The organism is Dendronalium sp. ChiSLP03b, assembly GCF_034531165.2.
Taxonomy (GTDB): Bacteria; Cyanobacteriota; Cyanobacteriia; order Cyanobacteriales; family Nostocaceae; genus Dendronalium; species Dendronalium minutum.
This window is the reverse complement of sequence record NZ_JAVRBR020000051.1, coordinates 36,717-50,097: the sequence shown is the minus strand read 5'-3', so window position 1 is coordinate 50,097 and position 13,381 is coordinate 36,717. Positions and strand designations below refer to the sequence as shown.

Below are 13,381 nucleotides of genomic sequence, written 5' to 3'. Positions count from 1 at the left end.
ATTCGCTTGTGCGGCTGATGCCATTAAAGCAGCAAATCTATTCATCTGGTAACGAGCGCTGGCTTTAAGCATATTGCCAATCTTACTGATGAGCGACAATGGATTCTCCAGTTTCTTGGTGCGCCTTGCAGAAAATATTATTTTCTCACCTGATATACCTGCGGAATGTGGGGTATAGGAGAGCGAGTCAGGGCATTATTTGTCGCTGCTTGTAAGCAAGGGAGGAAACCGGAGGCGCAACAGGCTAAGTCTACTGCGATCGCTTGGTTCGAGTGGGCGAGGAAAAACAGGATTGTAATTGCTATGTCGGGGGAGGTTGTGTATACGCCAAAAGGTGAGGCGGTGGCGTTGCAGGAGATGATGCGGCGGTATCCGGTGGTGGGGTGACACAACAGGATTAGTGATATTTGCACGTTCTAAATGCCGATTTATGGCACAATTTAACAGCGATTGTAATTGTTCATAACTAATTACTAAAATTTGCTTTGTTTGGTGTGGATACTTTTGGATGTAATCAAAAACCATAACTAATGTTGAAAAATGGTAGACGGTCAATTTAACGTTTTACCATTTTTCTTTTCCTAAGTTAATATTTCGGACAAGTCTATTCAACTTAGACAGGTATTAGCTTATTTCTACTTGCAAAGGCAAAGTCACAATAAAAGTGGAACCAACTCCCACTTGAGACACTAGGTTGATTTGCCCTTGCAGTAGTTTCACTAAGCGGTAAACTATAGCCAATCCTAATCCAGTGCTGTCTGGAAGGGGTGGTTGATTGCTGGAACTAGCACGAAAGTAAGGTTCAAATATCCGGGCTTGGTCTTCTGGTGCAATGCCAATTCCAGTGTCAGAAATTGCGATCGCAAAGTACCCACTTTTGCCTAACGGTGACTCTAGAATCATTGCCATGTTTCCTTTGGCGACAAGAGAGGGATTCTCTTCCAAAAAATCCCTTGTCGGTAACATAGGGGCGATCCTTTCATTTTCCAGTCTTTGACACACTATACTAATAGTCCCCGACTTAGTGTAGCGAATTGCGTTACTCACAAGATTTGTCACAACCTGTTGTAATTGCAAGGAATCTGTGAATACTTGCTCAGGAGCGCGATCGCAATTTATCGCGACTTTTAAATTTTTCTTCACAGCCAAAGGCTCTAACATTTCGTATACATTGTTGATTAATTCGCGAACATTCGTCGGTGCGGGTTGGAGTTTTATTTGCCCAGCGTCATAACGTGAAATTTCTAATACATCATTGATTATGCTTAGTAAGTGTCTGCCATTACGTAGCACGCGCTCAATATGTTCTAAGTTGACATTACTGTCTTCTATCTCAGTCTTCTGCCGTTGTTGGCGTAAAAACAAATCTGAGTAACCAATAATCGAGGTGAGAGGATGTTTTAAGTCGTGGGCTAGTTGCGAAAGATACTCTTGATTAGCGCTAACTATGCGAGTTAGTTCCTCATTATGCAGCGTTAATGATATATACAGATACTGTAAATCTCGCAGACGTTCATCTACATAACTCTTGAAGCAACGAGCGATCGCTTCATCGATCGTAGCGTCAATCAAACGCATAGAACGAATGATTCCTGGGGGTGTTACCCTCAACAAATCTGTTTCTATGGTTTCAAATATTACTGTTCGTAGCAAATGATATTCCCGAGCAATCTCTGCTGGATCGAAGCCTTGTTCAGCTCGCAGAACCCCATGCTGCAAACCCGCAGTAACTATCGATTTAACATCACTATCCTCAGATTTTGAAAGCACCGTTACCATCGCTTTTAAGACATCGGGGATATGATCTCGTATCGCTGTGTAAGACAGGTCATCAGCGCTTTCAATCCGCCTATCTTTGCGAACTGCTATCACCCATTTGTATAGGATGGTATCAGTTTTTTCAGCCAGTACTTGACTAAAATCCATGATGTTAAATTCTGCTAGGAGACAGATGAGTAAATTGCCATATGCAATTAGTTTAGCGAGTGCAGTGGTTATCTATCAAAATAAATTACAAGCTTCACCTATCAAAAGAAATAGATTTTACATATTTATGATTGCCACTGCCGTTGAGTTGTTTGCTGGCTCTGTTAACCATGGATTAGCAGATAATGTATAATTTAATACATTTTATTCAAGCGCTAATCTAGCAACTAACAGCCTTGATGCTGGGTTTAATAGTTTGTGTAGTTTGCTGTTTAAGGATTTAATTCACAATCTGATAAATGTATAAATTTTCTTTATTACAAAGAAGCAAGGAGAGCTACTTGATATGGGTATTTAAATAAACAACACTTATCATAAGGCAGATGTATTTACAGAGCAACGATGTTATGGTTTACAGAGAATAAACATAATGCTAAATATGTGTTTAGAGTAAGTCAGCCTAATCCAGCGCATTGTAGTGCGTAACGCTGGAGCGGAGGAACCATCTTATGGGGCGTATCTCATAGAAAGTGAAAAGCTAGGAGTTACTGATAAGTGAGTATTTAACTCAGCACTCACAACTCGGAACTTAGCACTCTCAAGAGAAGGGCATCTCTCAGCCCTAGCCCGTCAGCTAACTTCGTAGGCATTGAGAGGAGACTGAAGAGTCGGCATTTTTTAATGTTCCGATCTCATCAGTGTCCAAGGCTGGTACTGCTCGGATTTTTTGTACCTGCACTTAGTTCTGTTGAGGTGGCAATGGTATTTCAATTAAACTTAGCGGCGATCGCAGCGATCGCCACTCAAACAGCCTGGAAAAAAGCAAAACCCGTGATTAGCAAGGATGTCTTCTTGCTGCCTTTTCTTGGTTTTTTAGGGATCATAGTGCTGTGGTGGGTGGTTGCACTTGCCAACCATGAATTAATGCCTACTCCGCCAGAGGCGCTAGTTGCTAATCTTGACTACATCTTAAACCCCTTCTATCAAAGAGGCCCCGGAAACTTAGGAATTGGCTGGTTATTGTTAGCAAGTCTGCGACGGGTATTGCTGGGTTTTTTGTTAGGTGCGGTAGTGGCGATTCCCCTAGGATTTCTGATTGGTATGTCCAAATCAGCAATGCTAGCTCTCAATCCGATTATTCAGATTTTTAAACCCGTCTCACCCTTGGCTTGGTTGCCAATCGCTTTAGCCATCTTCAATTTAGCAGACCCTTCAGCCATATTTGTAATTTTCATTACTTCCTTGTGGCCGACGATTATTAACACCGCCCTCGGAGTTTCTAGCGTTCCCAAAGATTATTTAGATGTAGCACAGGTGCTGGAAATGCCCCGTTGGCGACAGATTACAAAAATTATTTGGCCAGCAAGCCTACCTTATATTTTTACAGGTTTGCGAATTAGTTTAGGAATTGCTTGGCTAGTAATTGTTGCTGTAGAAATGCTCACAGGTGGTATTGGAATCGGCTTTTTTGTTTGGGATGAATGGAGCCGTTTAAACCTGAGTTCGGTTTTCTTAGCTGTCTTAGTAATTGGTTTAACTGGGCTAGTTCTTGATTACGCAGTTGGCAAAATCCAAGAAATAGTCACCCGCCGTCCGACAGCTGCTAACTAGCAGAAGGGCACAGAGGACAAAGAAGACAAGGGAGAAATAACTATTGGCTCCTAACTCTTGTACAGACGCGATTTATCGCGTCTCTACCCAGCACTTTTTAACTGCTGACCAATGACCAATGACTAATGACTAATGACCAATGACTAAGACTCGACGAGACTTTATTAAAGGAATAGGAACAACGACAGCCGGGATGGCGCTGTCATCGTGTGCTATCACGGGGAATACTGGCGCTAAAGGACTGACTGAAGAAGCTTTAGCTATCAAACCAGTAGTCAGCGGTCAAGACTTGCCAGAAAAACCGGATATTACTGTTGGTTATGTTCCTGTTAATGATTGTGCGCCATTTGCGATCGCCTGGAAAAAAGGATTCTTCCGCAAATACGGTTTGAACGTCACACTCAACCGCGAAGCAAGTTGGGCAACTTCCCGCGACGGAGTAATTTTCGGTCGTTTGGATGCTGCACCCGTAGTATCTGGTGCTGTCACCAACGCCAGAATTGGGGCAGAAGGCGCACGCCATGCACCCTTGTGCGCGGCGATGACCATACACCGCCACGGTAACGCCATGACCATGAACAAAGCCATGTGGGATTTTGGGCTGCGTCCGTGGTACGAGTATCAACAACAATATGGCGATGGTGCTTTAGAAGCTTTTGGCAAGGATTTTCGCGGCTACTTTGACAACCAACCACCAGAAAACAGAGTTTGGGCGGTAGTCTTGAGTTCTTCAATATACGAATACTTTGTGCGTTATATATCTGCTGCGGCTGGCGTTGACCCACTCAAAGAATTTCGCATTATCATTGTGCCACCCCCTCAAATGGTGACAAATGTGCGAATTGGGGCAATGCAAGCTTACATGGTGGCAGAACCTTGGAACACGAGAGCAATTACAGGTAACGAAGGCATCGGCTTTACCTTTGCCCAAGGCAAGGAAGTTTGGTTAGGACACCCAGACCGACTACTAGGAGTGATGGAATCTTTCATCGAAAAGTATCCTAAAACCTATCGTTCCTTAGTCAAGGCCATGATAGAAGCTTGCCAGTATTGCAGCAAAGTAGAAAACCACCAGGAAGTTGCCGAACTCATTACAGATCGCTCCTTTACAGGTGCAAAACCTAAAAAGCCAGGCGCGCCAATCGCAAAGTTTACAGGGCCAGCAATTCTTGGTAATTACAACTATGGCGGCTTTGACGGCAAAGACCGCACCGTTAAAGCTGCTGACACCACAATTTTCTTTGATATTCCAGATAACCTTCCCAAACAGCCAGGAGAACACTCAACATTTTTATGGAGATCCAGGAGTATCTGGTTGATGACACAGGCAGCGCGTTGGGGACAAATTCATGAATTTCCCAAAAATGCAGATAAACTAGCCGAAAAAGGCTGGAGAACCGATTTATATCGGGAGATAGCAACTGAAATGGGAATCGAGTGTCCGAAGGATGATTACAAAGTAGAACCTCCAGAAGTATTCATAGATAAGAAAGGTTTTGATCCCAGCAATCCAATGGGCTATCTGAATAGTTTTGAAATCAGGGCTAACACTCCCACTCGTTTTTTCATGTCTTAATTTCCTAGTCCAAATGTTGACTACTGACTAAATTATTTCCGGAGTATTTGATGATGGAATATACCTCATTACATAGCACTACTCAGAACAAAGTTATGCCCAGTACTGGATTTTTAGAAATTGAAAATTTAGTCAAGTCTTATCCAACACAAAATAAAAGTAATTTTGTTGTACTAGATGGTATTAACCTCTCCATTGGAGAAGATGAATATATCTCTGTCATTGGGCACTCTGGTTGTGGTAAATCAACTCTATTAAAAATTATTGGTGGTTTAGAAAAAGCAACTTCTGGCTCAGTACGGTTAGATGGAAAAGAAATTCGGAAGCCAGGAGCCGAAAGGATGATGGTATTTCAGAATTACGCACTTTTACCTTGGCTAACTGTGCGAGAAAATGTCCGTTTAGCTGTAGATGAAGTGCTAAAAAATGCTAATCGCGCCGAAAAAATTAGCATTGTTAACGAACACTTGGCAATGGTAAACTTAACAGCGGCAGCTGATAAATATCCTGATGAAATTTCTGGAGGTATGAAACAGCGGGTGGGAATTGCTAGAGCCTTAGCAATTCGTCCAAAGATGTTGCTGATGGATGAACCTTTTGGGGCACTAGATGCACTAACTCGGGGCAAATTGCAGCGGCAGGTATTGGATATCTGGGAAAACAATCGGCAGGCAGTGATGATGATTACTCACGATGTAGATGAAGCAATTTATATGTCCGATCGCATCGTATTAATGACTAATGGGCCCGAGGCTACGATTGGGGAAATATTGGAAGTGCCTTTCCCTCATCCACGCGATCGCGCCGCCATGCGAAACTCAAAAGACTACTTTGAACTCCGCAACCATGCTCTCAATTTCCTCGATCGCTACTTTACACAAGACGAATAAATTTAGACTATTATTTCTTTAGCGGGTAGCCTAATTCAAATTCATCAAAAGCAGGATTTGGAACGGAGGAACCATATTGTGGGGCGCATCTCGCACAGAGCAGCAATTTTAAGAGCCAAAAGTCAAGAGTGACTAATCTTGAGCTCAGCAACGCCAGTCGCACGCCACTTGCTTCAAGCCGGGAAACCCGTCCAACGCAGTGGCTCCTCAACGGGGGGAACCCCCCCACGGTGAGACAGCGCTGTAGGAGGGTCTCCCTCCGTAGGCGACTGCGAATCCGAAGGGCGCTGGCTCCTCTTAAGAGAGAGACACCTTCCAGTCTTAGCCCGTCAGCTAACTCCGTCGGCAATGGAAGGAACCCCCAAAACTTTGGCTGTAATACCAGTTGTTATTGGGGTTTCCTCTACTAATTTTAGATTTTCGCCACTCAATCCAAAATCCAGAATTGGTAGCCCTGCTTCTCATTCATCATTCGTTACTCTTGGGGAGAAGTTAAAGCTGTGAAAATCAAGCCAATGTTAGCGCGCCTGCAAAGCGCCATCGGTAGAGACGATTTAATTGAGCAAATGGTATTGCTACCAGAGCCAAAAAAATCTTTTTCTAAAAAAGTTCAAAAAGCAAAATCAGTCAATTTAATCGTTGGTTATGATGCTTCTCCTAACAGTCACACTGCACTAGATATTGCCTTTTGGATTGCTCATCAAACGCGTTTAGCCACTAACAATCAAGTTACAGTGCAAGCCGTTTATGTAGTAAAAGACAATCATAGCAGTCAGTATCCCGATATTTTAAGCTTTGCAAGACGCGTTCCTCAATTAGAATGTCCCGTAAACGATGTATCAAGGTCTATCACACCCGTCTTAACTCAACCAAAATTGCAGGGGATTGCACCATCTCTACAAGAAGCCGATAGAATCCTTTGGCAAGCAAGAAGTCTCGCTGAGGAATGGCAGGGTTCCTTCAAGTCTCATTTGCGGTTTGGTGACATTGCTACAGAACTTAAAAAAGTTGTGGAATCAGAAGCTGCCGATATACTATTTCTGGGATGTAAATCTATAAGTCATCCCATTATTCAGATACTAGGTTCTAATTTTCCTTGCGCTGTCGTAGGTATACCCAATTGTATTGACGAATAATAGTGGTGCTGAATTCCAGCGATTTTTCTTTTAATTAAAACACAGTAAAAAAGTCACCTAAATATTTAGGTGGCTTTTTTCACTAGTATGCAAATAATTTAGCAGATAAGCATAAATAAACAGAAATCGAGTGAATAGTTAAAGGGAATCGCAAAAACCCTTAAAGTTTCTCCTTTGCCCCTTCGTTGAAACGTATTGAGTAGAGGTTAAGAGGTTGTTTGAAAAGTGTTTCACTGTGGTTTTAGGCACTTTTAGATCCCCCCTAACCCCCCTTTACAAGGAGGGAACCGGAATTAAAGTCCCCCTTTACAAGGGGGATTTAGGGGGATCTAAAACGTTTTGCTACCGACAAGAGGACTTTTCAAATATCCTCTAACATTTTCAACTGTATTTTCATTAACAAAAATTTATAAAATATCAGCTATCTAAATAATAACTTAATATATATTTCTATCTTTGGAGGGTTAAAATTAAATACTGTATTTAAAGATACTTGTACTGAATATAACTATGTAAACTTCATCAATACTATCTACTGTCACAATTAAAAGCAAAACTAAATTTCAGTCTCGAGAAGGATTAAAAGTATGAACCTACCTGAAGAATATATTAATAATAACTTAGGACAACTCAGGGAAGGGGGGTCAAATCAAGAAATAAACAAACAGTTATTTAGTAGCAATAGTATTAGTGAAAGTAACAATCTAGATAAAGTCAGAGAAATTCTTTTTGGTAACCAGGTACGAGAAGTTGAAAAAAGATTTGCACGTTTAGAAGAACGTTTAGTTAAAGAGTTCAACGACGTGCGTGATGAGACAAGAAAACGTTTAGATGCTTTGGAAATCTATCTGAAAAAAGAGGTAGATTTTTTAACAGAACGGCTAAAAAACGAGCAAGCAGAACGTGATACTGCTGTGCAAACACTTAGTGAAGAACACAGAAGTATAGCCATATCCTTAGAAAAAAAGTTTGCTCAATTTGATGAACAAACTATCAACAGCCAGCGGGATTTACGCGAGCAGATTCTTAACCAATCTAAAAGCCTACAAGATGATATCCGGCAAAAGTACGAGGAAATCCTAGCTTTGTTGCAACGGGAAGCCCAAGAACTGCATAGGGACAAAACAGATAGTTCCAAGCTTGCAGCTCTGTTTACAGACCTAGCTATTCGTCTGAATACACAAAACAAGTCCTGAGCTAGTTGTGAGCCAGTATGGTCTTGGGAGTTTCCACGCCAGTTGCTTCAAGTCGGCAAAGTCGCCCAACGCACTGGCTCCCCATGAATAACTGGCGTTAGCAAGTCTTCTGCCAAGGGGAGACGCTACGCGACCGAGCGTCACGAGCGTCACCCGAAGTGTCAGTTGTCATTATTCTCCTCCTGCTCTCTATCCCCTCATCCCCTGTTGAGGGATTTTAGTAATGAGTGATTCCCTGAATCAAAGACCGAAATCACTACCTGAAGCTACAAACAGTAACAGCCAATCTTTTGACTTTTCTTTGAGTAATAAAGATAAACAACTCAGCGATGAGCTGAGTACACTTCGCAGTTTGCTGTTTGGTATTGAGCCAACTGAACTCAACAAAATCTATGAGCGATTAAACAACCCCCAAATTCAACCAGAAGATATCAGCCGCCTGCTTCCAGAAGCTGTGGTATTGCGTTCAAAACAAGATAAACAACTGATTGAAGCAATAGTATCGACTGTCGAAGAAGCCATCCAAGCTTCTGTGAAACAAGACGAAAATGTGCTTTCAGAAGCGTTTTTTCCGATCGTGGGGCCAGCTACCCGCAAAGCGATTTCCACAGCGCTTGAGGAGATGATGCAATCTCTCAATCAAACTTTAGAACATAGCTTGTCGCCTGAAAGCTTTAAGTGGAGGCTCGAAGCACGACGTACAGGGAAATCATTTGCGGAAATCATCCTGCTGCGTACACTAGTTTACCGAGTAGAACAAGTATTCCTAATTCATAAAAAAACTGGATTACTGCTGCAACATGTAGTGGTTAACCAAGTAACTACTCAAGATCCGGATTTGGTTTCTGCGATGTTAACCGCTATCCAAGATTTTGCCAAAGACTCGTTCAGCGTGCGAAAAGAAGATGCACTCCAAAGTTTGCGGTTTGGAGAACTCACTATTTGGGTTGAAGAAGGACCACAAGCATTGCTAGCTAGTAGTATCTGGGGAAACCCTCCCCAAGAATTAAGGTTAGTTTTTCAAGAAGCGATAGAAAAAATCCATCTCAAGCTGGGGCCAGAAATTAATGACTTTGCAGGAGAGACAGAACCATTTACAGCCAGCACGCCTTATCTAGAAGCATGTTTGGCAAGTCAGTATAAATCTGCATCCCAAAAAAATAATTATACTTATGCAGTGGCTTTCTTAGGCACAATAGCGATCGCTTTTGGTATTTGGGGCTTTTTTGCGATTCGAGAACATCTCCGCTGGCAAGCCTATCTCCAAAAACTCAACTCTCAACCAGGAATTGTTGTGATTAATACCAAACAACGCTATGGCAAACATTTCATTTTGGGAATGCGCGATCCTTTAGCGATAGATCCCAATACGTTGATACAACAAACAAATCTCAATCCGAAAAAAGTTATCGGTCAATGGCAACCATATCTATCTTTGGAACCACAACTGACTGTAAAAAGAGCTGAGAACTTGCTGCAACCGCCAAAAACTGTATCATTAAAAATTGATAATAATGGTATTCTTCACACCACAGGTTCTGCACCTCGTCAATGGATTTTAGAAACACGTAAGTTATGGCGATTCATCCCAGGAATTACTCAATTTGAAGATAAAAATCTTGTCGAGCTTGAACTTCTTCAGTTGCAGTCATACAAAAAGCAAATTGAACAAAAAAGACTCTTTTTCTCAGGAGGAACAACAGAGCTTATCGTTGGCGAAGCTGGTAAACTACCTCTTTTGGTGTCACTAATCCAAAAGTTTTTAGATACTGCCAAATATCTGGGTAAAGATGTACAGATACAAATAATAGGACACACCGATGTAGAAGGAACAAAACTACAGAACATGCTACTCCGTCAAGCTCGTGCTAATAAAATATTAACTTATTTAAAATATCAAGGAATCAATACTAGTAAATTTAAAGTCATGGGTGTGGGTTCTAGCTTGCCTTTACAGCCAGACTTGATACCAGAAGCAGAAACAGCTAATCGTAGAGTATCTTTTCAAGTGTTTATTACTGATAAGTAGGTAGACATAATTAAATGTAAGATGTCATTGCGTTCGCGTAGCGTCTCGTAGAAAGGAGGAACGACGTAGGCAGAGCCTTCTCGCAGAGTAGCAATCGCAAAGGCTGGGATTGCTTCGTTCCTCGCAATGACAGAATATATTATATTTATTTGCGCCGATCTACTTACACCTAATTAAAAGGGAGTAGGGAATAGGGGATGGGGAGTAAGAAAAACGCTGTATGATCCAAAAAAAAATTTGTATGGTAGGTGCATTTGCCACAGGTAAAACTAGTTTAGTTGCACGATTTGTACATAGTATTTTTTCAGAAAAATATTATACTACTGTAGGTGTCAAGATTGATAAAAAAACTATAGATATCCAAGCAAATCAATTAAATCTTATCCTTTGGGATATTCATGGAGAAGATGAATTTCAAAAAGTCCGCCTTTCATATCTACGAGGTTCGGCTGGTTATTTATTAGTTGTAGATGGTACCCGTAACAATACCTTAGAAAAGGCTTTTGAATTGCAAAAACGAGTAGAAGATACACTTGGGCAAGTTCCCTTCATTTTGGTACTGAATAAATGGGATATGACAGATGAATGGGAAATTGAAACAGCAGAAATAGACGCTGTTATCCAGAAAGGTTGGACTGTAATTAAAACCAGTGCTAAAAATGGACTAGGTGTAGAAGAAGTTTTCCACACTCTTGGTAAAAAAATCTTGGATGGTTAGATGCTAGATATCCCGCCTGCCGTAATTAACTATATTCTGAATTATCTAATAGAAGCACGCTCTCTTGCCTATCTGCTAGTCAAAAAAGATGGCAGCCTTTTGGCTTGGGGCGGTAAGCTGGCAGAATATGGAATTACTAACCTCCGCCAAGGAGGGGGTGTAGGCGAGCAAGTTTTTTTCTTGGAAGGGTTATTACCGTTAGATGATATTCCTCTTTTTCTACCTCTAATAAAAACAGAGTACGGTATTTGTACAGATGTTCATATGTTTCCCTCATCTGAGGGAGATTGGGTGTTGCTGTTAGATAGTACTTGGGATGAAAATCAACTCTTACCAATTCAACAAAGTATAAATGATTTCAGCTTACTACAGGAAAAATTAACTAGAATACAAAATCATTAACTGAGAGCCAAAACTAATTGATTGTGTCTGTTGTGAATCATGACTAACTCTATAGTATCTGACTTATTCGCTACACTCAATATTTTAATATTAGAGCGACTTCAAGATAGCTTATTTAGAATTACTGGAACTACACCAAATTGGATTGAGCGTTTTTTTGGTCGAAGATTTACATCGGAAATTGATATATTAATACCGCAGGAAGAGTTTCCTTTTTTAGCAAATTTTCTTATTGATGCAGAAGAATTTTGGCAGAGTAATAGCAGTATAAAGCTGAGTTCGGGTTTATGGAGCGAAGTAGATCTAACTGGTAAAGAATATCAATTTGAAGCTTATGCAGTTTGCGTGAATGATAAAAAAATTTTATTAATTGAATTATTAGGCGAAAAGTTTATAAACAAACAATCTCTGATCCAAAAAGCTAGAGAAAGCCAGTTAGATTATCAGCATTTACTAAAAGAAAATCAGAAAAAAGATGTACTAATTCATTGTATTATCCACGATATAGCAGGGCAGTTGAGTGCTATTAATTGCTGTTTAGCTCTGCTGGAATTTGAAAATTTGTCACCGAAAGGAAAAGAATTTTTAGAAATTGGTAGGAAGCAATCTATTCAGCAAGAGATGCTAATTAAAAACATCTTAGACGTATTTTCTACTGAGGTGCGATCGCTAGAGGCTTTCACAGTCGATGTTGAGGACGCACCAAATCTCTTAAGTTCTGCACAAGAGGTCATTGAACTTTCCCAGCCGACTTTCACACTTAATAATAAGCAATTGCAGCTAACTTCTAACATTGACATGAAAGCAGACTGGAAAGTCGTTGGAGAGAAATCACGTTTGGATAGGGTGATTTTAAATCTTGTAGAAAATGCTTATCGCTACAGTCCAGTGGGGTCTACTGTAACAATTGATTTACAACCAGATGGAGAGTATGTTCTCTTAAATGTGGACGATGAGGGTAGCGGTGTACCAGCAGAGATAGTAAATACTTTGTTTCAAAAGTTTTCTCAAGGCAAACATAAATCAGGTCGAGTTGGGCTGGGTCTTTATTTTTGCCGGATTACAGTTGAACACTGGGGAGGCATAATTGGTTATTTACCACGTCAAGAAGGCGGTTCCAGATTTTGGTTCCGCCTGCCTAGACCAATTACTTAACTGTTGACTGTTGAACGCAAGTTCGCTTAACTTTGGGAACCAAAGCACACGACTGGCTCCTGTTTATTTAGGATTCGTACCCAAGAATGCGTAGTACGTCTCGCAGGACGCTATATCCTGCTAAATCCCAGAGTAAGTAGGCTATAAAGCCAATCATTGCAAAACGACCGTTCCAGATTTCGGTTTGCGGAGTCCAGCCAAAAAGAAATTCATTGCGATCGCGATCGTTGTAAGTTTTAGCAACAGGTGGTGGATTTGTAGATGGACGAGTTTCACGAGTTTCCATGATTTTTCCTCCAATATCTCAAAACTTTTCAGGTGTTGAATAGACCTCTTGCAAAAATACTTGATTTGTCAATTGAAGTTAGCTAAAGGTGTTTTTTTAGAACCAGAATTTTTTTGGAAATTTTATTCAATGAATGCGCTTACTTTGTCTTTACACCTTAGTTACATTCACAATGACATTGAGATTTTTTGTATTTTGCAGGCAGTCTAATATTTAGTACCTAACGAGGTGCAGTACGTCACGAACTACACTATAGCCAGCTAAATCCCAAAGTACATAGGCAATGAAGCCAATCATTGCTAGGCGACCATTCCAGATTTCGGCTTGAGGTGTCCAGCCAAACAAAAAGGCATTGCGATCTACGCCATTGTATTCTCTAGCAACAGGTGGTAAATCAGTAGATGGACGAGTTTCCATGATTTTTCCTCCAATATGAACTTTTTAGGTGTTTAATCT

Annotated in this window: 14 protein-coding genes and 2 riboswitches; of the genes, 11 read left to right on the top strand and 3 right to left on the bottom strand. The window is 40.9% G+C overall.

The genetic code is table 11. The features are described 5' to 3' along the window. Positions 1-165: 165 nt before the first annotated feature. Entirely contained in the window at positions 166-387 is a 222-nt protein-coding gene (locus RMY31_RS13475) for a hypothetical protein (RefSeq protein WP_322663462.1), read from the top strand. 237 nt (positions 388-624) lie between these two features. Here the strand turns inward: RMY31_RS13475 and RMY31_RS13470 are convergent, their stop codons facing one another. Next, on the bottom strand, positions 625-1,926 hold the full coding sequence (locus RMY31_RS13470; protein ID WP_322663464.1) for a HAMP domain-containing sensor histidine kinase: 1,302 nt from the start codon (positions 1,924-1,926) through the stop codon (positions 625-627). Positions 1,927-1,951: 25 nt separating this feature from the next. On the opposite strand from RMY31_RS13470, the gene RMY31_RS13465 reads away from it, so the two are divergent. The 10 genes from RMY31_RS13465 to RMY31_RS13420 all read left to right on the top strand — a co-directional run bounded on the left by RMY31_RS13465 (position 1,952) and on the right by RMY31_RS13420 (position 12,639). Next, on the top strand, positions 1,952-2,119 hold the full coding sequence (locus RMY31_RS13465) for a hypothetical protein (protein WP_322663466.1): 168 nt from the start codon (positions 1,952-1,954) through the stop codon (positions 2,117-2,119). A 254-nt stretch (positions 2,120-2,373) separates the two neighbouring features. Next, positions 2,374-2,590, top strand: a riboswitch (cyclic di-AMP (ydaO/yuaA leader). A 95-nt stretch (positions 2,591-2,685) separates the two neighbouring features. Beyond that, on the top strand, positions 2,686-3,537 hold the full coding sequence (ntrB, locus tag RMY31_RS13460) for a nitrate ABC transporter permease (RefSeq protein ID WP_322663468.1): 852 nt from the start codon (positions 2,686-2,688) through the stop codon (positions 3,535-3,537). 139 nt (positions 3,538-3,676) lie between these two features. Beyond that, entirely contained in the window at positions 3,677-5,113 is a 1,437-nt protein-coding gene (locus RMY31_RS13455) for an ABC transporter substrate-binding protein (RefSeq protein ID WP_322663470.1), read from the top strand. 53 nt (positions 5,114-5,166) lie between these two features. After that, a complete protein-coding gene (locus RMY31_RS13450) occupies positions 5,167-6,003 on the top strand; it encodes an ABC transporter ATP-binding protein (protein WP_322663544.1) in 837 nt (278 codons plus the stop codon). Positions 6,004-6,020: 17 nt separating this feature from the next. After that, positions 6,021-6,363, top strand: a riboswitch (cyclic di-AMP (ydaO/yuaA leader). Between the two features lie 155 nt (positions 6,364-6,518). Then, the gene (locus RMY31_RS13445; RefSeq protein ID WP_322663546.1) at positions 6,519-7,139 is read left to right on the top strand and encodes a universal stress protein; all 621 of its coding nucleotides are present in this window, start codon (positions 6,519-6,521) and stop codon (positions 7,137-7,139) included. A gap of 587 nt (positions 7,140-7,726) precedes the next feature. Then, on the top strand, positions 7,727-8,335 hold the full coding sequence (locus RMY31_RS13440) for a hypothetical protein (RefSeq protein WP_322663471.1): 609 nt from the start codon (positions 7,727-7,729) through the stop codon (positions 8,333-8,335). 223 nt (positions 8,336-8,558) lie between these two features. Next, entirely contained in the window at positions 8,559-10,364 is a 1,806-nt protein-coding gene (locus RMY31_RS13435) for an OmpA family protein (RefSeq protein WP_322663473.1), read from the top strand. Between the two features lie 220 nt (positions 10,365-10,584). Continuing rightward, positions 10,585-11,082 carry a Rab family GTPase gene (locus RMY31_RS13430; RefSeq protein WP_322663475.1) on the top strand — a complete coding sequence of 166 codons (498 nt, stop codon included), beginning with the start codon at positions 10,585-10,587 and terminating at the stop codon, positions 11,080-11,082. Next, complete coding sequence (locus RMY31_RS13425) at positions 11,083-11,484, top strand: hypothetical protein (protein WP_322663477.1); 402 nt, start codon at positions 11,083-11,085, stop codon at positions 11,482-11,484. 39 nt (positions 11,485-11,523) lie between these two features. Beyond that, positions 11,524-12,639, top strand: coding sequence for a HAMP domain-containing sensor histidine kinase (locus RMY31_RS13420; RefSeq protein WP_322663479.1), 1,116 nt, complete (start codon positions 11,524-11,526; stop codon positions 12,637-12,639). A gap of 67 nt (positions 12,640-12,706) precedes the next feature. Here RMY31_RS13420 and RMY31_RS13415 read toward each other — a convergent pair whose 3' ends face one another. Then, positions 12,707-12,925 carry a high light inducible protein gene (locus RMY31_RS13415; protein WP_322663481.1) on the bottom strand — a complete coding sequence of 73 codons (219 nt, stop codon included), beginning with the start codon at positions 12,923-12,925 and terminating at the stop codon, positions 12,707-12,709. A 213-nt stretch (positions 12,926-13,138) separates the two neighbouring features. Then, positions 13,139-13,342: a chlorophyll a/b-binding protein gene (locus RMY31_RS13410; RefSeq protein WP_322663482.1), complete on the bottom strand. Its 204-nt coding sequence runs from the start codon at positions 13,340-13,342 to the stop codon at positions 13,139-13,141. Positions 13,343-13,381 lie beyond the last annotated feature (39 nt).

Coding starts and splice junctions, on each gene's coding strand:
- RMY31_RS13475 (WP_322663462.1), top strand. CDS start 166: ATGTGGGGTATAGGAGAGCGAGTCAGGGCATTATTTGTCGCTGCTTGT.
- RMY31_RS13470 (WP_322663464.1), bottom strand. CDS start 1,926: ATGGATTTTAGTCAAGTACTGGCTGAAAAAACTGATACCATCCTATAC.
- RMY31_RS13465 (WP_322663466.1), top strand. CDS start 1,952: ATGAGTAAATTGCCATATGCAATTAGTTTAGCGAGTGCAGTGGTTATC.
- ntrB (WP_322663468.1), top strand. CDS start 2,686: ATGGTATTTCAATTAAACTTAGCGGCGATCGCAGCGATCGCCACTCAA.
- RMY31_RS13455 (WP_322663470.1), top strand. CDS start 3,677: ATGACTAAGACTCGACGAGACTTTATTAAAGGAATAGGAACAACGACA.
- RMY31_RS13450 (WP_322663544.1), top strand. CDS start 5,167: ATGGAATATACCTCATTACATAGCACTACTCAGAACAAAGTTATGCCC.
- RMY31_RS13445 (WP_322663546.1), top strand. CDS start 6,519: ATGTTAGCGCGCCTGCAAAGCGCCATCGGTAGAGACGATTTAATTGAG.
- RMY31_RS13440 (WP_322663471.1), top strand. CDS start 7,727: ATGAACCTACCTGAAGAATATATTAATAATAACTTAGGACAACTCAGG.
- RMY31_RS13435 (WP_322663473.1), top strand. CDS start 8,559: ATGAGTGATTCCCTGAATCAAAGACCGAAATCACTACCTGAAGCTACA.
- RMY31_RS13430 (WP_322663475.1), top strand. CDS start 10,585: ATGATCCAAAAAAAAATTTGTATGGTAGGTGCATTTGCCACAGGTAAA.
- RMY31_RS13425 (WP_322663477.1), top strand. CDS start 11,083: ATGCTAGATATCCCGCCTGCCGTAATTAACTATATTCTGAATTATCTA.
- RMY31_RS13420 (WP_322663479.1), top strand. CDS start 11,524: ATGACTAACTCTATAGTATCTGACTTATTCGCTACACTCAATATTTTA.
- RMY31_RS13415 (WP_322663481.1), bottom strand. CDS start 12,925: ATGGAAACTCGTGAAACTCGTCCATCTACAAATCCACCACCTGTTGCT.
- RMY31_RS13410 (WP_322663482.1), bottom strand. CDS start 13,342: ATGGAAACTCGTCCATCTACTGATTTACCACCTGTTGCTAGAGAATAC.